The organism is Microbacterium hatanonis, assembly GCF_008017415.1.
Taxonomy (GTDB): domain Bacteria; phylum Actinomycetota; class Actinomycetes; order Actinomycetales; family Microbacteriaceae; genus Microbacterium; species Microbacterium hatanonis.
This window is the reverse complement of record NZ_VRSV01000002.1, coordinates 956181-977622: the sequence shown is the minus strand read 5'-3', so window position 1 is coordinate 977622 and position 21442 is coordinate 956181. Positions and strand designations below refer to the sequence as shown.

Sequence of the window (21442 nt, the reverse complement as noted above, 5' to 3'; positions counted from 1 at the left end):
GGCCCGACGGGGGGTTCGCGAACCCGCGACGGCTGACGCCGGGGTGTCCCCCGGCGTCAGCACATCGGGGTCGATCGCGGGTCGGGATGTCACCCGCCGACCTCGCTCTCGTAGAACTTCTGCACGCGCTCGGTGAACTCGGCCCCGGTGATCTGACTCGTCACGAGCAGCTGCGACTCCGGGATGATCGATCCCGCGTAGATGCCGGCGGTGGTGTTGGCCATGAAGTCGACCTGGCCGTTCTCCTCGCCGATCTGCGCCGACATCTCGAGGGCCTTCTCGATGAGCGAGCCCGACTCGACCTCGGGGAGGGCGAGCGACGGGTCGCCGCCGGGCGAGGCACCGGTGACGTCGACGATGATCTGCCGCGCGACCGGGTCGGTGTGGATCCAGTTCAGGAAGTAGACGATCTCGTTCTTGTGCTGCGACTTCGCCGCCACCGAGAACGAGTTGGCCGCTCCCATCGCGACGTGGTCGCCGCCCTCCTCGATCGGGGGCACGAGGAAGAAGGTGACGTCGTCGCCGAGGGCCGCCTGGTAGTTCGCCGCCTCCCAGTTGCCGTTGAAGGTGAACAGTGCCCCGCCGTCGGAGAACTGGCTGACGAAGGTGAAGTAGTCCAGAGCGTTGATGTCGGACGGGAAGTAGCCCTCGTCGGCCCAGCGCCGGATGAGCTCTGCGCCTTCGGTGTTGCCCTCCGTGTTGTAGGTGGCGCCGGGCTCGTTGAACATCCACGCCAAGAACTCGTCCTTGTCGGCGTACTGGTTCATCGCGGCCTGCGTCACGAAGTTGACCACGCCGTCCTTGTCGCCGGCCATGATCGGCTGCACGCCACCGGCCTTCGCCGTCGCGAGGTCCTCCTCGAGCTCGGCCATCGTCGCGGGGGGTCCGTCGATGCCCAGCTGGTCGGCGAGCGCCGTGTTCATGTAGATGCCGGTGATGCTGTAGCCCAGACCCAGCTGGTACAGCGCGCCCGAGCCGCGCACGCCGTCTTCGCTCATGCGCAGCGGCGCGAGCTGCGAGGCGGGCCAGGCGTCCCATCCGTAGGCGTCGAAGTACGGGTCGAGGTCGAGCACGAGCCCGTCCTTCACCGTCTCGCCCAGAGTGGGGAGGCGGATGAGGTCGGGCGGCGTGGAGCTGGCGAGGAGCTTGGGGGCGTTCGCCGTGAGGTTCTGGAACGTGTCGCGGGTGATGGTGAAGGTGACGTTCGGATGCTGCTTGGTGAACTCCTCCGTCAACTTGTCGGTGACCGGGAACCCGGTCTCGTCGGCGATCGTGAGGGTGACCTCGTCGGAGGTCAGCTCGGTCGACACGTTGACGGCGTCGGCGCTGGTGTCGGGGGCGGCGGCACCCGGCGCGCAGGCCGAGAGCACGACGCCGACGACGGCGAGCGCGCCGAGGGCGATCGCGCGGCGCCCTGCGGGGCGGCGGGATGAGGGCATGAAACGACTCCTTCGTCATGTGATGCGCCCCGGTGCGGGTCACCGGGGTGGTGCGGGGGTACTGCGGATGTTTCGGCTGTTCTGCAGGTGCTGAAAGGTTTTAGCACCCTCATCATGGGATGCATGCCCGGGTTCTGTCAAGTGCGCCGAGCGGCGATAGCATCCATAGGTCGAGAGGATGATCGATGGCGACCAAGCGCGTGACGCTCGCCGATGTCGCGCAACGAGCGGGGCTATCGGTCAGCGCGGCATCCCTCATTCTCAACGGTCGGCCCGACACCCGGTTGTCGAAGGATGCCCACGACCGCGTGCACGCCGCGGCGACCGAGCTCGGCTACCGCCCGAACATCGCCGCCCGAGGACTCCGCACCGACAAGACCTCGACGTTCGGCTTCGTCTCCGACCTCGTCGCGACGACCCGTTTCGCGAGCGGCCTGATCAAGGGCGCGCTCGAGGCGGCACGCGCCGCCGCGCACGTCGTGCTCGTGATCGAGACCGACGGCGACCCCGCCCGCGAAGAGGAGGCGATCGCCGCGCTCGTCGACCGCCAGGTCGACGGCATCATCTTCGCGACGATGCGGGCCCGCGAGCTCTTCGTCCCCGAACTGCCCCGCGGCACCGCCGCCGTGATGCTCAACGCGATCAACCCGGGCCACCCCGCATCCGTCCTCCCCGACGAGTACAGCGGCGGGCGGGCTGCCGTGCGCCTGCTGCTCGAGGCGGGCCATCGCGAGGGCATCGCCCTCATCGGTCAGAGCGACGAGGCCGAACGCGACGTGTTCCGCTCGACGACCGTCGCCCGACGCGTCGCCGGGGTGCGCGACGCGATGGCGGAGGCCGGGGTGGCCTTCGCCGCGGAGCGCTCGATCTGGCTGTGGGAGCCCGACCACGGGTACGAGGCCGTCCGCGACCTCCTGGCCTCGAGGCCCGCGCCCCGAGCGCTGATCTGCATGAACGACCGTCTCGCCTTCGGCGCCTACCAGGCTCTGACCGAGGCGGGGCTGTCGGTGCCGGGCGACGTGTCGGTCGTCTCGTTCGACAACGACGAGCTCGCCGCGTACCTCCGCCCCGGCCTCACCACCATCGGACTGCCGCACGAGGCGATGGGGCGTCGCGCGGTCGAGCGGCTGCTCGACCCCGGGGCACCCGGCGAGTCGCTGATCCCGATGCCCACCATCGAGCGCGCCTCGATCGCTCCCCCGCGGCGCTGACCCCCGCCCCGATCCCCGCCCAGCCCGCGAGACGTCATCCGGGATACGACACTGCGCACGAGGGTCGCAGTCTCGTATCCACGTTGACGTCTCGCGGTCCAGGGGCACCCGTCAGCCGAGCGCGAGCTCGACCGTCGCGAACGAGTGGGGCGGGAGCTCGACCACGAGCACCCCGTCCGCCTCGAGGCTCGCCTCGAGCGGTCGGGGCGCAACACGTTCGGGCGCGTCGACGTCGTTGAACGAAGATGCCGCGTCGCCCGTGAGCACGCGCGCGCGCACGACGCTCGCGGCTCGACCCCGCAGATCGACCCGCACCGTGCACGGGGCATCGACCGACAGGTGGGTCAACGACACCAGCGCCGTGTCGTCGCGCGTCGACGCCGAGATCGACACGAGGTCGAGATCGTCGCCGCGCACGGTGGTCGTCGGCGTCTCGAGGACGTGCACCGGGAGGCCTGCCGCATCCTGGTGTCCCTTGTTCATCTCGAACACGTGGTAGGTCGGGGTGAGCACGAGGTTCTCGCCGTCGGTGAGCACCATCGCCTGCAGCACGTTCACCGTCTGCGCGATGTTCGCCATCGTCAGGCGACGAGCGTGGCGGTGGAAGACGTCGAAGTGCAGACCGGCGACGAGGGCGTCGCGCACGGTGTTCTGCTGGAAGAGGAAGCCGGGATTCGTGCCCTCGGCGGCGTTCCACCACGTGCCCCACTCGTCGCACACCAGACCGACGCGGTTCTGCGGGTCGTAGGAGTCCATGACGGCGACGTGCCCGCGCACGATGCGTTCGATCCCCGCCGCGTACGCCACGGTCTCGTAGTACTGCGCCGTGGTGAACGCGGTCGCCGCCTCGCTGTTGATGCCCGACCCGGAGTGCGTGTAGTAGTGGAAAGAGATGGCCTGATACGGCAGATTCCCGCCCATCGTGCAGCCGTGGCACTCCGTCAGGGACTTCATGAGCGTGCGCGTCCACTCGAGGTCGTCCTCGTTCGCGCCCGCCGCGATCCTCGTGAGCGAGTTGCCGCCGTGCTCGTGGCAGAAGGTGGCGTAGCGGCGCGCCTCCTCGGCGTAGAACGACGCCGACATGTTGCCGCCGCACCCCCACGCCTCGTTGCCCAGTCCCCAGAACGGCACCCGCCACGGCTCGTCTCGTCCGTTCTGCCGTCGCAGCCTCGCCATCGGACTGTCATCGGCACGGGTCAGGTACTCCACCCACTCCGACATCTCCTGCACCGTGCCGCTGCCGACGTTGCCGTTCACGTACGCGTCGGCGCCGAGCAGGTCGCAGAGGTCCATGAACTCGTGCGTGCCGAAGTGGTTGTTCTCGACGACGTCGCCCCAGTTGGTGTTGGCGATCTTCGGACGCCGCTGGCGCGGTCCGATGCCGTCGCGCCAGTGGTACGTGTCGGCGAAGCATCCGCCCGGCCACCGCAGATTCGGGATGTCGAGTGCGCGGAGCGCCTCGACGATGTCGAGACGGATGCCGCGCACGTTCGGGATCGGCGAGTCCTCCCCCACCCAGAACCCGTCGTAGATGCATCGGCCGAGGTGCTCGGCGAAGTGCCCGTAGAGGTGGCGGCTGATGCGATCGCCGGTCACGTCGAGGTCGATCACGGCGCGTGCCGTCGAGGTCATTATGCTCTCCAAGCGGTGCGGGGCGTGAGGGGTGCGAGCGAGGGGCGCTCCGCGGTCGTGGCCAGGTCGACGCGTCGGCCTTCCCGCGCGGACTCGGTCAGCGCGGTCATGATCTCGAGCACGTGCAGGGCGACGTCGCCGCCGGCCCGCCCGTGACCGGCGACGAAGTCGATCAGGCCGATACCGCGCCCCGCCTGCTCGTAGCCGGCGCGGGGCTCGATCACCGCGCCCTCGTCGGAACGCGAGCGGCGCAGCCTCACCTCGCCGTCGAACGTGTTCGGATCGGGCACCGTCAGCGATCCGCTCTCGCCGTGCACCTCGAGGGGCGCGGCGGCGGTCGCCACCGCGTCGAAGCTGAACGTCACCGTCGAGACCGCGCCGCCGACGTGCTCGAGAACGCCGGTCACGTGCGTGTCGACCTCGACGGGGATGCGCTCCCCCGCGCGGGGACCCGTCGCGATGATGCGTTCGTCGCGGGGCCGTGACGAGACGCCCGACACCCGGACGACCGGACCGAGGAGGTGGAAGAGCGTGGTCAGGTAGTACGGCCCCATGTCGAACAGGGGCCCGCCTCCCGCGAGGTAGTAGAAGTCGGGGTTCGGATGCCAGGCCTCGTGGCCCGGAGCCACCCAGGTCGCCGTCGCCGACACCGGTCGGCCGATCTCCCCCGCGTCGACGACCGCCCGCGCGGTCTGCACGCCGGTGCCGAGCACGGTGTCGGGCGCGCCTCCCACCCAGGCATCGCCGGCGGACGCGACGACCTCGAGCGCTTCGGCGAGCGTGGCGGCGAGCGGCTTCTCGCCGTAGACGTTCTTCCCGGCGGCGAGCGCCGCGAGCGCGACCGACGCGTGCGCGGCGGGAACGGTGAGGTTCAGCACCGTCTGCACCTCCGGGTCGGCCACGAGCTCGTCGACCGAGAGGGCCCGGCACCCCGGCACGCGATCGGCGATCGCTCGCGCGCGGGCGGGATCGAGGTCGGCGGCGGCGGCGATCCGCACCGTGTCGAGTCCGACGAGGGTGTCGAGGTATTGGGCCGAGATGACGCCCAGCCCGACTATTCCGATTCCGTGCGGCTTGCCCACAGCATCCCCCTCTCGATGATCGTGCGGACGTTGTCGTCTTTCAGCACGTCGAGGTCGTGACCGGGGGTCGCGACGAAGACGCGGCCCCGCCCCCATTCGCGGGTCCATACCGCCGGCGACGTGACCGGGCGGTGCCACGGGTGATAGGGCTGCACCGGGTGAGTGGTCGTGGCGAGCACGTCGTTGAGGTCGTCGGTGAGCACCCAGTACTGCTCGGTGCGCAGGGCGAAGTCTTCGATGCCGGCCATGATCACCGACGCGCGGCCGGCGGCGGTGACCTCGATCGTGTGGTCGAGGAAGTTGTCGCGCTCGTCGCCGGAGCGTTCGTCGGGGTGCCGTGACGGGTGGGTGGCGAACTGCCCTCCGACCAGCTGCAGGTAGTCGGAGTCGCCGCGGTAGGAGTCGGCGATGCCCCCGTGCCAGCCGGCGAGCCCGGCGCCGCGCTCGACGGCGGCGCGGAGCCCCGCCACCGCCTCCCGCGAGATCTGCGACATCGTGACCGACTGCACGACGAGGTCGACGGCGTTCATCGCGTCGAGGTCGGCGTAGACCTCCGGGTCGGACTCGACGCGCACGTCGAAGCCGTTGTCGCGCAGGAACGGCACGAAGAGCTCGGCGGCCTCGACCGGATGGTGTCCTTCCCACCCGCCTCGGACGATCAGGGCGTGGCGTGCGGTCATGACGAACTCCTCGACGCAGAGGTGGCCGGAAAGGGGAGGCGGCGACGCGCTCCCCCCGGCGGGGACGGCAACACGATGTCACACACCGTGGACCGATCGCCCAGATATTGCGCAAAATAGGGGGGTGCCCGCATCCGCCCGTTCCACGCTCGCCGACGTGGCGGCGGCGGCGGGCGTGAGCGTGACCACCGCCTCACGCGCCCTGCGCGGACAGGGCGAGATGGCCGCAGCGACGCGCGCACGGGTAGCGGCCGCCGCGACAGCGCTCCGGTACACGCACGACGGTGAGCGGCGCGGTCGCCCACGCGGAGGCACCGCCCGGCTGATCGACCTGGTGCTCTCCCATTTCCACAACCCGTACACCGAAGAGGTGACAGCGGGTGCGCGGACCGCGGCGGCGCACCTGCGCTACGACCTCGTGCTGACGACCGAGCGCGACGATCCCGACGACGACTGGCCCGTCCGCATCCGTTCCCGCGGGAGCGCCGGGGTCGTGCTGGGCCTCATCCTTCCGACGGCGACGCAGACCGCGGTGATGCGCGAGGCGGGCATCCCCGTGGTGCTGCTCGAGCCGCCGAGCGGCTCGTCGCGGGGGCTGCCGAGCGTGCGCTCGACCGACCGGGCCGGCGGGTCGGCGGCGGCCGAGCACCTGATCGCCCGGGGTGCGGGCCGCTTCGTCGTGATCGGGGGCAGTCCTCCCTACCGCTGGGGTCGGGCGCGCGTGGAGGGGTTCTTCGAGACCCTGGATGCTGCGCTCCCCCGCGCCGCGCGAGTGCACGAGAGTGCGAACTGGGGCGCGACGGAGGGGCGGGAGGCCTGTCAGCGCGCGCTCGTAGGGATCTCCGGCGACGGGCCCGTGGGAGTGTTCGCCTGCTCGGACGAGATGGCGGCCGGCGCCTACCGCGCGGTGGCCGACGCGGGGCTGCGAGTCGGTGTCGACGTGCTGATCGTGGGGTTCGACGACCTGCGGGGGGCGCGGTGGCTGCAGCCCTCGCTGACCACGGTGCGCCAGCCGATCCGCGAGATGGCGGCCGCCGCCGTGCGGATGCTGGCCACCGGCGCGCCCTCGGCAGAGGCGATCGTGGAGCTGCCGACCGAGCTCATCGCCCGCGGCTCGACCCGCGGCGCCGGCGACTGACCGCAGACCCCGTCAGGGACGCCCGGGGACGGCACCGGCACAGCCCGAGCCCGTGCGGCACGGGCGTCAGGCGCGGTCGGCGATGACCTCTCGCCACGGACCCCAGTTCGGGTCGTGCGCGGGCCACACCTCGACCCCGTCGCGTGCGTCGAGGTCGTGGAGGCGCCGGATCGCGGCATCCGCGCGCTCGTCGCCGCCCTCGCCCACCGTCGACCCGCACCGCACGCAGTCGGTGACGTTGCGGCGCAGATCGGCCGCGTCACCGGCGAGCACGACGGTGCGCTCCCCCAGCTCGATCACGAACGACTGGTGGCCCGGGGTGTGGCCCGACGTGTCGATCGCCTGCAGGCCCGGCGCGAGCTCGGTGTCGCCGTCGAGCGTCACGACCGAGAGCCCGTCGCGCACGACGTCATCGACGAACAGAAACCCCGCGCGGGCGTCGTCCACCGTGTGCACGTGCTCCCACTCCCGCTCCTGCAGGAGCAGGGGCTGGTCGGGGGCGAGCAGGCGCGCCGCCCCGGTGTGATCGAAGTGCACGTGGGTGATCGCGGCCGCGGCGAGGTCGCTCCAGTCGAGTCCGGCGTCGGCGACCTGCTCGACCAGCGGGTCGCCGGCGGGAACCAGGGGCGTGTAGTTCTCGTAGTCGAAGCTCGCCACGCGCCGATCGCGGTCGCGGATGCGGGCCGGGTCGAACCCGCCGTCGACGAGCACCCACCCCTCGTCGAAGACGACGGCGGCGGCGGTGACCGGTTCGAGGAGGAATCGGAAGAAGCTGCCGCCGGCGACCGAGACTCCCTCCGGGATGGGCTCGTAGCCGACCACGAAGGGGACGAGCCGCCGGGGGCGCCCGCCGAGGCGGAGGGGCGCCGCATCAGCCCAGGGCGTCGCCGTCACATCACACCGCCGATGCCAGGTAGGCCCGCCAGCCACCGAACCCGGTGATGTCGGCGGCGCCCTCGAGCGCGACCGTCTCGCAGAGGAAGCCCGAGACGGTCGAGCCGTCGGCCAGTCGCGCGGTGCCGATGCCCATCGGTTCGGGAAGCGCCGCGACGAAGCGGCCGAACCCGGCGGCCGGCAGCCGCCAGACCTCCCCCTCGATCGGCGCCCCGCCGTCGGCGACGCGCACGAGGCCGGGCTTGGCAGGCGTGGTCGCCAGGGCGAAGAGCCGGTAGTCGGGTGCCGTCGAGACCGACGCGACGAACGACCCCCCGGCGGCGACGAGCTGGTGGTTCAGCGGTTGACCGCGCAGGTGCGCGCCCACCACGAGCACGTCGACCGGAGGGGCCGACACGCGCTCGGCGAGTTGCGCGAGCGTGCGGTCGGCGAAGGGGGCGCCGGTGAGCATGACGCCGAAGGGCTTGCCTCCCACGACCCCCGCCGGAACGGCGAGCGCGCTGCGGTCGAGGAGGTTGGCGAAGTTCGTGAAGCGCCCCATGCGGGAGTTCGCGCCGACGGGGTCGGCCGCCACCTCGTCGAGGGTCGGGTGCCACGTGGTCGTGGGAGTCAGCAGCGCCACCGCGCCGGCGAGACGCCCCAGGCCTTCCAGCCCGAGTCGGTCGAGCCGCTCCCGGTCGCGGAAGTAGTCCGCGGCCCGGGCGTCGGCTCCCGCGAGCACGATGCCGGCGACGGTCGGGTCGATATCCGTGCCGATGAGCTCGCGATTCGCCTCGATGAAGGCGCCGACCGCCGCCGTGCGCTCGGCGACGAACGCCCCGCCGTACAGGAGCGATGCGGCATCCAGGAGCGGCGCGATGTCGACCTCGACGATGTCGACGCCGGATGCGGCGAGCCTGCCGACGACGCCGCGGAAGGCCTCCACCCATCCCTCGGCGAGACCCTCCAGGTGCTCGGGGGTCGGGATCGCGACGACGGGCCGGGCATCCAGCGGCGGCGCCGGCACGTCGATGCGAGCCAGGGGATCGATGCCGTCGGGCCCCGCCATGAGCTCGGCGGCCTGACGGGCGAGGGACAGCTCCCGCGCGAAGACGGTGACGCAGTCGATGCTCCGGCACGCCGGGACGACGCCGGTCGTCGGCACGAGGCCGACCGTGGGCTTGACCCCGACGATGCCGTTCAGGGCGGCCGGCACTCGTCCCGAACCCGCCGTGTCGGTGCCGAGAGCGAGGTCGACGACCCCGAGGGCGGTGACGACGGCGGATCCCGAGCTCGAGCCGCCGGAGATGCGCGCCGGGTCCCAGGCCCCGCGCACGGCACCGTACGGGCTGCGCGTGCCGACGAGGCCGGTGGCGAACTGGTCGAGGTTGGTCTTGCCGAGCACGACCGTTCCGGCCGCGCGCAGCCGCGCCACCGCCGGGGCATCCGCCTCCGGCGCGTACGCGTACGCGGGGCTCCCCGCGGTGGTGGGCAGGCCCGCGACGTCGATGTTGTCTTTGACGGCGAGCACGGTCCCCGCCAGCGGCAGCCGTTCCCCGGCGGCGACGCGTCGGTCGATCTCGGCGGCCTCGGCGCGCACCTCGGTTTCGGGCCGCAGAGCGATCCACGCCTCGGGGCGGTCGATCTCGGCGTTTCGGAGGTACGCGGCGGCGACCCGCTCGACCGCGCTCATCGGGCGACCTCCACGACGGCCAGCAGCTGCCCGGCCTCCACGCGCTCCCCCGGTCGCACGAGCACGTCGCGCACGATCCCCGCCTGTGTCGCACTCACGGTGGTCTCCATCTTCATCGCCTCCAACACCAGCATCCGTTCTCCTTCCGCGACACTCTGCCGCGGCTCCGTCTCGACCTTCCAGACCGCCGCCGAGAAGGGCGCCCGCACCGCGACGCAGCCGGGCGGCAAGGGATCCTCGACCGGGGCGGTGGCGACGGCATCCGACTCCACCGGTCGATCGAACTCCCCCGCCTCGCGCCAGCGGTCGCGCTCCTCGGCGAAGGCGCGCTGCTTACGATCGCGGAACGACGAGATGCCGGCCGCGTTGTCGGAGAGGAACGTCTCGTACTCCGCCAGGCGGAACTCGCCCTCCGAGGTCTCGAAGTCGCCCCGCCCCGCGTCGGTCTCAGCGCGCAGCTCGAGGAGCTCCTCCGCCGACACCGGGTACCAGCGGATGCGGTCGAAGAACCGCAGCGCCCAGGGGTTGTCGGCGAACAGACCGCCGCGTCGGAATCTGTTCCACACCTGCACGGTGCGACCGACGAACTGGTAGCCGCCCGGACCCTCCATGCCGTAGATGCAGAGGTACGCGCCGCCGATGCCGACGGAGTTCTCGGCGGTCCACGTGCGGGCCGGGTTGTACTTGGTGGTGACGAGCCGGTGACGCGGATCGAGGGGGGTCGCGACCGGGGCGCCGAGGTAGACGTCGCCGAGACCCATCACGAGATACTGCGCGTCGAAGACCGTGCGGTACACGTCGTCGACGCTGTCGAGCCCGTTGATGCGCCGGATGAATTCGATGTTCCACGGCGTCCACGGGGCGTCGTCGCGGACGCCCGCCATGTACCGTTCGATCGCCAACCGCGTCGCCGGGTCGTCCCATGACAACGGCAGACGCACCTCGCGGGAGGGCACGACGAGTTCGCTCGTCGGGGGCGGGTCGTCGTCGAGCTCCCGGAGGAGCCCGACGAGCTGCGAGGCGCGGAGCACGGATGCGTCGGTGTGCACCTGCAGCGATCGGATGCCGGGGGTGACGTCGAGGATGCCACGGGGCGCGTGCTCGGCGAGACGGGTCTGCAGCGCGTGCACGCGCATGCGAAGCCCCAGATCCAGCTCCTGCGCGCCGAACTCGACGAGCACGTTGTCGTCGCCGCCGCGCCGGTAGGTCACGCGAGGACGCTGCACCCCGGTCTCGTCGACGTCGGCCTCTCGCACCGACATCACCCCGTCGTCGCCGTCGCCGCCGCCGATGAGCGGGGGCGCGCCCAGCGAGCGGGCGGAGTCCAGCCGGGCGGCGTCCGCCTCGCGCACCGGAACGAACCGGAGGGAATCACCCGGGCGCAGCTGGCCGATCTTCCACAGCTCGCCGCTGGCGACGACCGCGGGGCACACGAAACCGCCCAGACTCGGCCCGTCGGGTCCGAGGATGATCGGGGTGTCGCCGGTGAAGTCGAGGGCTCCCACGGCGTAGGGGGTGTCGTGGATGTTCGAGGGGTGCAGGCCCGCCTCTCCGCCGTCGGTGCGCGCCCACTCGGGCTGCGGGCCGCTGAGGCGAACGCCCGTGCGGGCCGAATTGACCTGTACCGTGTACTCCGCGGCGTAGAGCTCGTCGATGTCGGAGCGGGTGAAGAACTCGGGAGCGGCGTGCGGGCCCTCGGTGACGCCGATGCGCCACTCCCGCCCGATGTGCGGTCGTCGCTCGGGTGGGGTCGCGCCGCCGGGAGCGGCCGGTTCGACGGCGGCGGGGCGCAGCACGTCGCCGGCGACGAGCGCCCGCCCGCCGTGACCGCCGAACCCGCCGAGCGTGAAGGTCGCCGCGCTTCCGAGGTAGGCGGGCACGTCGATCCCGCCGCGGATCGCGACGTAGGTGCGGATGCCGGGGCCGGGTGACGCACCGATGCGGAGCGTGCCGCCGACGGGAACCTCGACCGGTTCCCAGAGCGGAACCGTCACGCCGTCGACCGTGACGTCGACCGGTGCTCCGGTGACGCACACCCGGGTGGCCGCGGTGAACCGCAGGGTGGGTCCGGTGAGCGTGACCTCGAGCCCGGGCGCCTCGGGCGGGTTGCCGACCGCGAGGTTGGCCTCCCGGAACGACACCGAGTCCATCGGACCCGACGGCGGAACACCCACCTGCCAGTACCCGAGACGGCCGGGGAGGTCCTGCACGGTGGTCATCATGCCCGGCTCGAGCACCTCGATCCGGGGGTCGGGGTCGCCGACGCCGTCGAGGGTGCCGGTGTCGTGGGTGGCGTCGCGGACGTCCGGATGCTGCGCGATCTCACGCAGCATCCCGGTGCCGGTGACGATCCCGTCGATGCGGGTGCCGGCCAGCGAGGCGTGCAGCAGGTCGAGGGCGTCGTCGCGGGTCGCCGCGTGCGCGATGACCTTCGCGAGCAGCGGGTCGTAGTACGACGTGACGTCCATTCCCGCCTCGATCCAGGAGTCGACACGGATGCCGTCTCCCTCCGGGAGGCGGACCCCGGTGACGAGTCCGGTCGACGGGGCGTTGCCGCGATCGGGATCCTCGGCGTAGATGCGCGCCTCCACGGCGTGCCCGTCGGGTTGTCGCGGAGCGTCGAAGAGCGAGGGGTCGACGGCCTCGGGTCCGCCCGCCGCGAGGTCGAGCATGAGTCCGACCAGATCGAGACCGTAGACCGCCTCGGTGACCGGATGCTCGACCTGCAGACGCGCATTGACCTCGAGGAAGTAGGCGGCCTCGGCGACGGGGTCGTAGACGAACTCCGCCGTGCCGGCGGAACGGTAGCCGACGCTGGAGGCGAGGGCAGCGGCCGTGGCGTGGAGCTGTGCGCGCACGGCGTCGGGAAGGCGCGGCGCCGGGGCCTCTTCGACGACCTTCTGGTTCCGGCGCTGCAGCGAGCAGTCGCGGTCGCCGAGCACGGCGACGCGCCCGGCCCCATCACCGAACAGCTGCACCTCGACGTGGCGCGCCGGGCGCACGAACTTCTCCACGAAGAGCCCCGACGACCCGAAGCTCGCCTGCGCCTGACGGGTGACCGCGTCGAACGCCTCGGCCACCGCATCGGCGTCGCCGCAGACCCGCATGCCGATCCCGCCGCCCCCGCCCGTCGCCTTGAGCATGACCGGGAACCCGATCGACTCGGCGGCCGCCACAGCGGCGTCGCGCGATTCCAGCACGCCGCTGCCCGGGAGCAGCGGGACACCGGCTGCGGCGGCGAGCCCCCGCGCGGTGTGCTTCAGCCCGAAAGCGTCGAGCTGATCGGGAGTGGGACCGACCCACGCGAGCCCGGCGGCCTCCACGGCACGGGCGGCTCCCGCGTTCTCGGCGAGGAAGCCGTAGCCGGGGTGGATCGCGCCGGCACCCGTTCGGGCGGCCGCCTCGAGGACGGCGTCGAGCTGCAGGTACGACTCCGAGGCGGGAGCCGGCCCGAGCCGCACGGCGGTGTCGGCCTCGCGCACGTGGGGGGCCGCCCGGTCGGCGTCGGAGTAGACCGCGACCGTGCGCAAACCCCGCTCTCGTGCGGAGCGGATGATGCGACGGGCGATCTCGCCGCGATTGGCGACGAGCAGGGTGTCGAAGCCCCTCACGGGCGCGTCACGATCATGTGCAGCGGCGTGCAGCTGAAGTCGTTGCAGGGGTTGTTCATCTGCGGGCAGTTCGACACGACCACGAGCACGTCGCGCTCCGCCCGCAGCGCCACGCGCTTGCCCGGCGCCGACATCCCGTCGACGATCCCGAGCGACCCGTCCGCCTCGACGGGCACGTTCATGAACCAGTTGAGGTTCGAGACGAGGTCGCGCGCCCCGAGTCCGTGACGGGCGGCCTCGGCGAGGAAGTTCTCCCGGCACCCGTGCTGGAACAGGGTGTGATGCCCGTACCGCAGGGTGTTCGACTCCTTGCTGCACGCTCCGCCGATCGTGTCCTGGCGGTCGACCTCGTTCCCCACGACCGTCATCAACGGGCGCCCGAGGTTGCTGCGCAGCACCGTGCCGGTGCGCACGTACACGTTCTGCTGCCAGGCGATCGTGTCGGCGGCGCTGTAGCGCTCGTCGGTGTCGGAGGCGGCGTAGACGAGGAAGTCGGCCGACTGGTTCCCCCCGACGTCGACGATCGTCAGCACGTCGCCGGCGGCGACGACGGCCGACCAGGCGGCTCGCGGTGCGACGCGCTGGTCGAGCACGACGGCGCCGTCGACGAGCGGGCTCGACCAGTCGAGGGGCGCGTCGGCGGCGTGGACGGGGCGGTCGGGAACGGTGGTGATCATTCTGGCGTCCTCTCAGAGACCGGCGAGCTCGGCGTAGGCGACGGTGTTGCGGTAGGCGCGTTCGCGTTCGGGGCTGGCGTGGAAGACGTCGTCGTCCTCGCCCGTCGGCCGTTCCGTCCAGGCGACCACGCGCAGCGGGCCCACGACGTAGTCGTCGCGCGGATCCAGCGCGTGGGGCACGTTCGCGACGAGCACGATCAGCGGCAGCTCCGCGCGGAGGTCCACGTGAGCTCCGGGACCGGCCGAACCCTGCCAGGCGAGCGAGCCGTCGGCCTCGGCGCGCACCCCCTGGAAGAACGAGATCGCCGGGGGCAGGTCGCGCGAGGTCAGCCCGTGCTTGGCGGCAGCGAGCCGGAGCAGCCCGTGCCCGGACGGCGACGGACCCTCGGGGAGGGCGTCGCCGTACTTGCGCTCGTTCCAGGCGTCGCTGGTCGTGCCGCAGAACGCGTCATGCCGGCCGGAGGTGTCGGCGACGATCGTCGCCAGCACGCGCCCGTCGCCGGAGAGCAGCGGGTGCCCGGCGCCGAGGTAGGCCTGCCACGGGATCTTCTGGGTGTCGGCGACGTTGATCCGCTCCCAGGGTTCGACGGCGTTGAGCACCACGACGCTCGCGGAGGCGTCGCCCGTGGGGTCGATGAGGCGGATGCGGGTACCCCGCGCGACCCGAAGGTGCGTGTATCCGCCGGGGGCCACGGTCTCCGCCCACCGGAGAGCTGCCGGGTCGACCTCGTCGGGGGCGAAGGGGGCGGAGGCCGGCGGGAGGTAGGGCATCCACTCCGACGAGGCGGCGCGGGCACGGGCGTCCTCGCGAGCACGTCCGACATCGCCGAGGGCGAGCTTTCGACCGTCCATTCCCGGATCCTTTCTATCGATTGACAGTTATGACACCACGTCGGCGTTTCGCCCGTGTTACGACAGCACCGTTACGGTGGGAGCATGGCGCCGGCACGAACCGGACGACCCCGCGCGGCGGGTCCGTCCCCCACCGGGCAGGGCACCCGGGCCGACGTCCTCACCGCGGCGGCGGCTCTGTTCTGCACCCGCGGGTACACGTCGTCGAGCACGCACGCGATCGCGGAGGCCGCCGGCATCCGCCAGGCCTCGATGTACCACCACTTCGAGCGCAAGCACGACATCCTCCTCGCCCTCCTGCTCGAAACCGTTCAGCCGTCGCTCGAGGTCGCCGCCCGGCTTCTCGCCGAGGACGACGAGCCCGCGGCGCGCCTGTGGGCGCTGTGCGTCGCCGACGTGCGCCTGCTCTCGGCCGGACCCCACAACGTCGGCGCCCTCTACCTGCTGCCGGAGGTGTCGGAGGACGCCTTCCGCCCCTTCCGCGAGCGGCGCAGCGAGCTCGAGACGACCTACAGGACGCTGGTCGCCGCCAGCGGCCTCGCCGCCGACCGTGTCGACATCAGCACGAGCCTCGTGCTCGGCTTGGTCGAGAGCGTGATCCTGCAGCGCAAGCGGGGCGTCGAGATCACCGAGCGCACGGCGGAGGCGATCGCGTCCGCCGCCCTGCGGGTGCTCGACCTGGATCCCGCGGTCATCTCCCGCGCCGAGGATCTCGGCATCGGCGTTCTCGACCGCATCGCCTGACCGGCGGTCGTCGATCGGCGAACGGGCGCTCCGTCGCTCCGCGCCCGCCCGGGCGGATTTCACAGGACTGTTACACAGCCGACATCGCTGACGGTCCTGCGGATGGAGATTCTTTCTGTCAAGCAACAGAAAGCCCATCCGACCGTCTTTCCCCGCCCGGGAGTGCCCATGATCATCTTCGGAGTCGCGCTCAGCGTCGTCGTCATCCTCGTCGTCGGCATCGTCGTCGCCCGCAAGGTCGACGGCGACAGCGCCAACTACCTCGTCGCCGGACGACGTCTCGGCGTGCCCCTCGTCGCCGTCTCGCTCACCGCCGCCGCCGTCGACGCGAACGCCACGGTCGGCAACACCGACCTGACCTCGCAGTTCGGATTCTGGTCGGGGGCGTCGCTCGCGATCGGACTCGCCCTCTGCCTGCTGCTGACCGGCCTCTTCCTCGCGAAGCGGATGAACGCGATGAAGCTGTTCACCCTCGGCGACTTCTTCCGGCTGCGCTACAACCGACCCACGGAACTGGCGGCCTCGGCGCTCATGGTCGTGTCGTTCACGATCCTGCTCGCCGGCAACCTCGTCGCCTGCGGCTTCCTGCTCGAGCACTTCGCCAACATCCCCTACGCGTGGGGCGTCATCCTCGCCGTGGTGCTGGTCTTGGCCTACACGATCGCGGGGGGCCTCTTCTCCGATGCCTACACCGCCGCGATACAGACCGCGATCACGGTGGTCGCAGCGGTCGTGCTCCTCGCCTGGGTGGCGATGTCGTACGGCATCGTCATCCCCGAGGGCATGGGCCCGTTCGACCTCGAGCAGCTGACCGACCCCGCCGCCGGAGCACCGATCAACTGGGCGACCCTGGTCTCGCTCGCGATCGGCGACATCGTCGCGATCGACTTCATGCAGCGCATCTTCGGCGCCAAGAGCCCCTCCGTCGCGCAGCGATCGTGCTTCATCGCGGCCGGTCTCACCGCGGCCATCGGCACCGTCTTCGCGATCGTCGCGCTGAGCGTGTCGGCGACCCTCGGCATCTCGGTCGAGGACGGCCCGGTGCTGTTCACCCTCCTGGGCGACTTCGCCCCGCCGCTCGTGGCGATCCTCGTGCTCTCCGGAATCGTGGCTGCGTCGTTCTCGACCGCATCCGGCGCGATGCTCGCGACCTCCGCGATCGCGGTGCGCAACATCTTCACGGTGCGCCGCCACACCGGCGCGGGCCCCGACCCCCTCCTGCGCTGGACCCGGGTGGCCATGATCCCCTTCGTGATCGGCGGCGCGTTCCTGGCCATCCAGGTCAGCCAGACGGGAATCCTGCTGACGCTCGCGTTCGACCTGATGCTCGCCTGCCTCGCCGCGCCCTTCCTCTTCGGTGTCTTCTGGAAGCGCCCCGGATCGGTCGCCGCGCTGAGCGCGATGGCCGTCGGTTTCGTGGTGCGCATCGTCTTCCTCGCGCTGACGCCCACGCTGTACGGCGTGCCGAACGACATCCTCTACGTACCGAACACCCTGGTCGGACCGGAGTTCGACGGCTGGGCGACGCTGGTCGCGGCAGCGGTCGGGTTCGGAACGTTCGCGCTGGTCGCCGCGCTCGCGGGGCGTCGCGATTCCGAGGTGGCGTCCGAGGCGCGCATCCGCGCCGATCTCGACGCCGAGCGCGAGTCGTCGGAGGCGGCGGTCCCCGCGATCGCGTGACCGGGTCGAGCGACGCGCATCATCTCGCGGGGACGACCCGATCGGATGCTGCGCCTCGCGGGCGATCACGACCACGCCGGAGACCCCTCCGACAGATCGAGCAGGCGGCGCGGCTCGGAGACCAGCATCGCGTACAGGCGATCCTCCGCAACGCCCCGCCGGCGCAGCTCCGGCACGATGCGGTCCATCAGGTAGGCGTAGCCGAATCCGCCGTAGGCCCCCAGCTGCGCCTTCGTCCAGACCGACTCGCCGAGCACGACACGCGCCTCCGGATGCGCGGCGAGGAACCCGGGGAAGAAGGCCAGGCGCTCGCGATCCGACGGATTGTCGACCCGGCCGACGTGCACGGCCTCGGTGCCGAAGCACATCTCCAGCACCGCGCCGGCATCCGACAGGTCGGTCCAGTACGCCGCATCCAGGTACTCGTCGACGTTGGCGAAGACGACGCGCTCGGCGGCGAGTCCCTCCGCGCCCATCAGACGCAGCACCTCCGGACCCCGGAAGGCCTCCGGATCCAGCCGCACCGACACGCTCGCCCCGGTCCGCACCGCCGCGCGCGACGCGGCGCGGAGCTGCTCGCGCTCGCGACGCTCCAGGTCGCCGGTGGTGCCCATGATGCCGAGCATCCCCGCGCGGAAGCCGGCTCCGGGGATGCCGACGGTGAGCGCGTCGACGAAGTGCTGCTCGAGCTCGGCCTCCGGCATCTGCGCGATCCACCCGGGCACGATGCGCGGCACGTACGCCCCGTACGAGCTGACGATCGTCATCCCCGAGGCGACGGAGATCTCCGGAAGGCCGGCGTGGCGAGGGCCGAGCCCCCACGACGAGCACTCGACGACCGCGCGCTGTCCGGCGACGGCCGCCCGACCCAGCTCGCGAGCGGCGAGGGCGGGATCGTCGAGGACGAGGTTGTCGGCGAGGGCGAGCGTGTTCCATCGGAGGTAGCCCAGGGTGTCGATCGACACGACATCCCCTGTCGGTCCGGGCGCAGCCCCGTCCCGGCGCAGCCGCGAGGCATCGCTGAGCAGGTGGTCGTGCATCCCGGTCGCGCCCAGGAGCGCAGCATCCATCCGACCCGTCACCGTCTCGATCATGAGCGCTCCTCGATTGCGGATCCATTCAGACTTATTTAGGATCCAATTATGACCCATGTGATCCGACCCGCCGAGGTCGATGCCGGAGCCCTCGAGGCCAAGCCCCTCGCACCGCCCAGCGCTCAGCCGCTCTCGGGCGAGATCACCGTGCGCGGCAAGGTCGAGTTCGTCAACGACGACCGCACCATCGTGTCGGGGATCTGGGAGAGCGACCCCGGGCGGTCGCGGTGGGAGTTCCTGACCCGCGGCGAGATCGTCCACATCCTCAGCGGCCGCATGATCGTGCACGAGGACGGCGGAGAACCCGTCGAGCTGACAGCCGGGAGCGCGGCGTTCTTCCCGATCGGCTGGACCGGCGAATGGTCGGTCGTCGAACCGGTGCGCAAGTTCTACGTCGTCTACAAGTAGGCCGTGATGAACCGTCTGCAACTGGGCACCTTCGGTACGAACCTCGCCCCCGGCATCACCTTCACCACGATCCCCGGCGCGCTCACGACGGACTGGTCGCGTGTGAAGGACCTCGCCCACCGCGCGGAGGCGATGGACTTCGAGGCCATCGTGCCGATCTCGCGCTGGAAGGGCTACGGCGGCGAGCACAACCCGCACTCCGACGCGTACGACACGCTCACGTGGGCCGCCGCCGTCGGGGCGGTCACCGAGAGCGCGCGCATCTTCGCGACCGTGTCGATGCCCGTCGTGCACCCCGTGATGGCGGCGAAGCAGATGGCCACGATCGACCACGTGACCGGCGGCCGGGCCGGCATCAACGTGCTCGCCGGGTGGTACAGGCCCGAGATGGAGATGTTCGGCGCCGACCTCCTGGCCCATGACCACCGCTACGACCTCGCCGACGAGTGGATCGGGATCGTCGAGCGCCTCTGGAGCGAGACCGGCGAGTTCGACCACGACGGAGAGTTCTTCCACCTGTCGGGCGCGTATTCGGCGCCGAAGCCCCTCGGCGCGCGTCCGCAGATCATGAATGCCGCGATGTCGGGCCGCGGGCTCGAGTTCGCCCTGCAGCACGCCGACAAACTCTTCGTCAAGCTCAGCGACGACCGCGAGCAGGCGACCGCGCACGTGGCGAACGTCAAGCGCCAGGCGTTCGAGAAGTACGGGCGCGACATCGAGGTGTGGACCTTCGGGTACGTGGTCGACGGCGAGACCGAACAGGCCGCCCGCGACTTCCTGCACTACTACGCGCAGGAGAACGGCATGCACGACGCCGCGATCAACGCCCTGCGGATCATGGGCGTCGAGGCGGAGGTCGCGGGCGACAACTCCACCGCAGCCCGCCGCTTCAGCTGGGTCGCCGGCGACGGCGGCGTGCCGCTGATCGGAACCCCCTCGCAGGTCGCCGACGGGCTCGAGTGGCTCTCCGACGTCGGCATCGACGGCTGCCTGCTCGGGTGGCCGCTGTGGGAGGACGGCATGGCGCGCTTCGCGGACAGCATCCTGCCCCTCCTCCACTCCCGCGGCCTGCGCACCGCGGGCTGATCCCGCGACGCGCAAGACCGCGAGACATCATCCGGGCTACGAGACTGCGCGCTATGGCTGCAGTCTCGTGCCGGGGATGACGTCTCGCGGTCTTCGGTCGCCGGGTCAGCCGAGCTTGAGAAGGCGCGCGGCGTTCTCGCCGAGGATCGCGTCGCGCTCGGCGCGTGAGAAGCCGGGCAGGCTCTCGACGATCTCGGCGGTGACGCCCGGGGTGTACCAGGGGAAATCCGACCCCATCACGACGCGGTCGACCCCGATCGAATGCACGAGCCCGGCGACGTCGTCCGCCGACGGCCCCGCGGACGCACCGATCCAGATCACGATCTCCGACAGGTCGAACATCACCTGCGGGTGGGCCGCGGCGACCGCCGCGGTAGCGCGCCACGAGCCGCCGCCGAGATGCGCGAGCACGAGCTTCAGCTCGGGTCGGGATGCGGCGAGCGCGGCGAAGACGCCCGGCTCCGAGAATCCGCGGCCGCGCGTGTCGGGTCCGCTGTGGAACACGATCGGCACGTCGGCGTCGATGCAGGCGTCGTAGACCCCGTCGAAGCCCGGGTCGTCGGGGTAGGCCCTGATGCCGATCGGGTGGAGCTTGAGGCCTCGCGCACCCCAGTCGCCGAAGGCCTCGGCGAGGTGATCCCGCGATTCCGCGGAGGTCATCACGGCAGGGTTCGCGCTGACGAACGGGATGAGCTTGTCGTGCGGGGCCGCCATCTCGCACACCCACCGGTTGTAGGCGGCGAGGTCCTCGCGATACTGGCCGTAGTGGGGCTCCGCGGGCCAGTGCATGAGGCCGTCGGGCAGATCGGGATAGCCCGGCACCTCGTAGCTGCCGAGCACGGTGGCGTAGTCGAACCCCGCCGCGTCGAGGGCGGCGAGCGCGTCGTCGACCGACCCGCCGACGCCCGCGAGGGGGATGTCGGCCTTCTCGCCGTACTCGATGATCGGGAAGTTCTCGATCTCGTACAGCCCGCGGGCCGGGTCGGCGTAGATGTGCAGGTGGGTGTCGATCCTCATGCGTCGATCTCCTTCGCGGGGGTGCGGGTCTCGACCTCGGCGATCATCTCGAACACGTTGCCCCCGGAGAGGCTCGAGACGCCGATGCCGGCCGAGGTGGATCGGCCGATCCTGTCGCCGAAGACCTCGACGAACAGATCGGCGGCGCCGTTGGTGACGAGGTTCACATCGGTGAACTCGGGGGTCACGACGACGAAGGTGAGGGTGCGGATGAACCCCGTCACCTCGTCGAGCGAGCCGACGGCGAAGCGGATGAGGCCCAGCACGTTGATCGCGGCGTACCGCGCAGCCGCGTATCCCTCCTCCAGCGTGACGTTCTCGCCGACGCGACCCGGATGCACCTTGGTGCCCTGCCGGTCCTCGGGCGTGATGCCGCTGATCGTCAGCGTGCGGCCGAGGTGGTGGAACGCCTTCATCGTGGCGTACCGCTCCCCGTAGGGAGGGTTCGCGTAGTCGGGGATGACCAACCCCAATTCCTCGACCCGCCGTTCCGCGCTCCACACCATGGCTTCTCCTTCGACCTCT

The 21442-nt window shown here is 71.4% G+C and carries 18 protein-coding genes; 6 read left to right on the top strand and 12 right to left on the bottom strand.

Annotated features, from left to right (window positions below; genetic code table 11):
* Positions 1–89: 89 nt before the first annotated feature.
* Positions 90–1439 (bottom strand): ABC transporter substrate-binding protein, encoded by a 1350-nt coding sequence (locus tag FVP77_RS14640; protein WP_147895295.1) that lies wholly within the window; start codon positions 1437–1439, stop codon positions 90–92.
* Positions 1440–1624: 185 nt separating this feature from the next.
* Between FVP77_RS14640 and FVP77_RS14635 the strand changes: the two genes are divergently transcribed.
* Positions 1625–2650 carry a LacI family DNA-binding transcriptional regulator gene (locus FVP77_RS14635; protein WP_147895294.1) on the top strand — a complete coding sequence of 342 codons (1026 nt, stop codon included), beginning with the start codon at positions 1625–1627 and terminating at the stop codon, positions 2648–2650.
* Between the two features lie 111 nt (positions 2651–2761).
* On the opposite strand, the gene FVP77_RS14630 is transcribed toward FVP77_RS14635, so the two are convergent.
* Genes FVP77_RS14630 through FVP77_RS14620 form a run of 3 tightly spaced genes read right to left on the bottom strand, consistent with a single transcriptional unit; the run spans position 2762 to position 6044 of the window.
* On the bottom strand, positions 2762–4282 hold the full coding sequence (locus FVP77_RS14630) for an alpha-N-arabinofuranosidase (protein ID WP_147895293.1): 1521 nt from the start codon (positions 4280–4282) through the stop codon (positions 2762–2764).
* Positions 4282–5364, bottom strand: coding sequence for a Gfo/Idh/MocA family protein (locus FVP77_RS14625; protein ID WP_147895292.1), 1083 nt, complete (start codon positions 5362–5364; stop codon positions 4282–4284). Before FVP77_RS14625 ends, FVP77_RS14630 begins: the two co-directional genes overlap by 1 nt.
* Positions 5337–6044 (bottom strand): ThuA domain-containing protein, encoded by a 708-nt coding sequence (locus FVP77_RS14620; RefSeq protein ID WP_147895291.1) that lies wholly within the window; start codon positions 6042–6044, stop codon positions 5337–5339. The genes FVP77_RS14625 and FVP77_RS14620 overlap by 28 nt, the downstream gene beginning before the upstream one ends.
* A 124-nt stretch (positions 6045–6168) precedes the next feature.
* Between FVP77_RS14620 and FVP77_RS14615 the strand changes: the two genes are divergently transcribed.
* A complete protein-coding gene (locus FVP77_RS14615; protein ID WP_246134129.1) occupies positions 6169–7182 on the top strand; it encodes a LacI family DNA-binding transcriptional regulator in 1014 nt (337 codons plus the stop codon).
* A 66-nt stretch (positions 7183–7248) separates the two neighbouring features.
* Here FVP77_RS14615 and FVP77_RS14610 read toward each other — a convergent pair whose 3' ends face one another.
* Genes FVP77_RS14610 through FVP77_RS14590 form a run of 5 tightly spaced genes read right to left on the bottom strand, consistent with a single transcriptional unit; the run spans position 7249 to position 14888 of the window.
* A complete protein-coding gene (locus FVP77_RS14610; RefSeq protein WP_187266959.1) occupies positions 7249–8076 on the bottom strand; it encodes an N-acyl homoserine lactonase family protein in 828 nt (275 codons plus the stop codon).
* A 1-nt stretch (position 8077) separates the two neighbouring features.
* Positions 8078–9748 (bottom strand): allophanate hydrolase, encoded by a 1671-nt coding sequence (locus FVP77_RS14605; protein WP_147895288.1) that lies wholly within the window; start codon positions 9746–9748, stop codon positions 8078–8080.
* Positions 9745–13359: an urea carboxylase gene (uca, locus tag FVP77_RS14600; RefSeq protein WP_147895287.1), complete on the bottom strand. Its 3615-nt coding sequence runs from the start codon at positions 13357–13359 to the stop codon at positions 9745–9747. The genes FVP77_RS14605 and uca overlap by 4 nt, the downstream gene beginning before the upstream one ends.
* Positions 13356–14036: an urea amidolyase associated protein UAAP2 gene (locus tag FVP77_RS14595; RefSeq protein WP_147895286.1), complete on the bottom strand. Its 681-nt coding sequence runs from the start codon at positions 14034–14036 to the stop codon at positions 13356–13358. Before FVP77_RS14595 ends, uca begins: the two co-directional genes overlap by 4 nt.
* Positions 14037–14048: 12 nt before the next feature.
* Positions 14049–14888, bottom strand: a complete 840-nt coding sequence (locus FVP77_RS14590; RefSeq protein ID WP_147895285.1) for an urea amidolyase associated protein UAAP1 — start codon at positions 14886–14888, stop codon at positions 14049–14051.
* 84 nt (positions 14889–14972) lie between these two features.
* On the opposite strand from FVP77_RS14590, the gene FVP77_RS14585 reads away from it, so the two are divergent.
* A complete protein-coding gene (locus FVP77_RS14585; protein WP_147895284.1) occupies positions 14973–15632 on the top strand; it encodes a TetR/AcrR family transcriptional regulator in 660 nt (219 codons plus the stop codon).
* A gap of 168 nt (positions 15633–15800) precedes the next feature.
* Positions 15801–17312 carry a high affinity choline transporter 1 gene (locus FVP77_RS14580; protein ID WP_187266958.1) on the top strand — a complete coding sequence of 504 codons (1512 nt, stop codon included), beginning with the start codon at positions 15801–15803 and terminating at the stop codon, positions 17310–17312.
* A gap of 65 nt (positions 17313–17377) precedes the next feature.
* Here FVP77_RS14580 and FVP77_RS14575 read toward each other — a convergent pair whose 3' ends face one another.
* Positions 17378–18406, bottom strand: a complete 1029-nt coding sequence (locus FVP77_RS14575; RefSeq protein ID WP_147895282.1) for a phosphotriesterase family protein — start codon at positions 18404–18406, stop codon at positions 17378–17380.
* Positions 18407–18454: 48 nt separating this feature from the next.
* Between FVP77_RS14575 and FVP77_RS14570 the strand changes: the two genes are divergently transcribed.
* A complete protein-coding gene (locus FVP77_RS14570; RefSeq protein ID WP_147895281.1) occupies positions 18455–18814 on the top strand; it encodes a cupin domain-containing protein in 360 nt (119 codons plus the stop codon).
* A gap of 6 nt (positions 18815–18820) precedes the next feature.
* Positions 18821–19900, top strand: coding sequence for an LLM class flavin-dependent oxidoreductase (locus tag FVP77_RS14565; protein ID WP_147895280.1), 1080 nt, complete (start codon positions 18821–18823; stop codon positions 19898–19900).
* Positions 19901–20005: 105 nt separating this feature from the next.
* On the opposite strand, the gene FVP77_RS14560 is transcribed toward FVP77_RS14565, so the two are convergent.
* Entirely contained in the window at positions 20006–20917 is a 912-nt protein-coding gene (locus tag FVP77_RS14560) for an amidohydrolase family protein (protein ID WP_147895279.1), read from the bottom strand.
* On the bottom strand, positions 20914–21423 hold the full coding sequence (locus FVP77_RS14555; protein ID WP_147895278.1) for a RidA family protein: 510 nt from the start codon (positions 21421–21423) through the stop codon (positions 20914–20916). The genes FVP77_RS14560 and FVP77_RS14555 overlap by 4 nt, the downstream gene beginning before the upstream one ends.
* Between the last annotated feature and the right edge of the window lie 19 nt (positions 21424–21442).

Coding starts and splice junctions, on each gene's coding strand:
- FVP77_RS14555 (WP_147895278.1), bottom strand. CDS start 21,423: ATGGTGTGGAGCGCGGAACGGCGGGTCGAGGAATTGGGGTTGGTCATC.
- FVP77_RS14595 (WP_147895286.1), bottom strand. CDS start 14,036: ATGATCACCACCGTTCCCGACCGCCCCGTCCACGCCGCCGACGCGCCC.
- FVP77_RS14570 (WP_147895281.1), top strand. CDS start 18,455: ATGACCCATGTGATCCGACCCGCCGAGGTCGATGCCGGAGCCCTCGAG.
- FVP77_RS14635 (WP_147895294.1), top strand. CDS start 1,625: ATGGCGACCAAGCGCGTGACGCTCGCCGATGTCGCGCAACGAGCGGGG.
- FVP77_RS14605 (WP_147895288.1), bottom strand. CDS start 9,748: ATGAGCGCGGTCGAGCGGGTCGCCGCCGCGTACCTCCGAAACGCCGAG.
- FVP77_RS14565 (WP_147895280.1), top strand. CDS start 18,821: ATGAACCGTCTGCAACTGGGCACCTTCGGTACGAACCTCGCCCCCGGC.
- FVP77_RS14640 (WP_147895295.1), bottom strand. CDS start 1,439: ATGCCCTCATCCCGCCGCCCCGCAGGGCGCCGCGCGATCGCCCTCGGC.
- FVP77_RS14575 (WP_147895282.1), bottom strand. CDS start 18,406: ATGATCGAGACGGTGACGGGTCGGATGGATGCTGCGCTCCTGGGCGCG.
- FVP77_RS14630 (WP_147895293.1), bottom strand. CDS start 4,282: ATGACCTCGACGGCACGCGCCGTGATCGACCTCGACGTGACCGGCGAT.
- FVP77_RS14580 (WP_187266958.1), top strand. CDS start 15,801: ATGATCATCTTCGGAGTCGCGCTCAGCGTCGTCGTCATCCTCGTCGTC.
- FVP77_RS14590 (WP_147895285.1), bottom strand. CDS start 14,888: ATGGACGGTCGAAAGCTCGCCCTCGGCGATGTCGGACGTGCTCGCGAG.
- FVP77_RS14585 (WP_147895284.1), top strand. CDS start 14,973: ATGGCGCCGGCACGAACCGGACGACCCCGCGCGGCGGGTCCGTCCCCC.
- FVP77_RS14560 (WP_147895279.1), bottom strand. CDS start 20,917: ATGAGGATCGACACCCACCTGCACATCTACGCCGACCCGGCCCGCGGG.
- FVP77_RS14620 (WP_147895291.1), bottom strand. CDS start 6,044: ATGACCGCACGCCACGCCCTGATCGTCCGAGGCGGGTGGGAAGGACAC.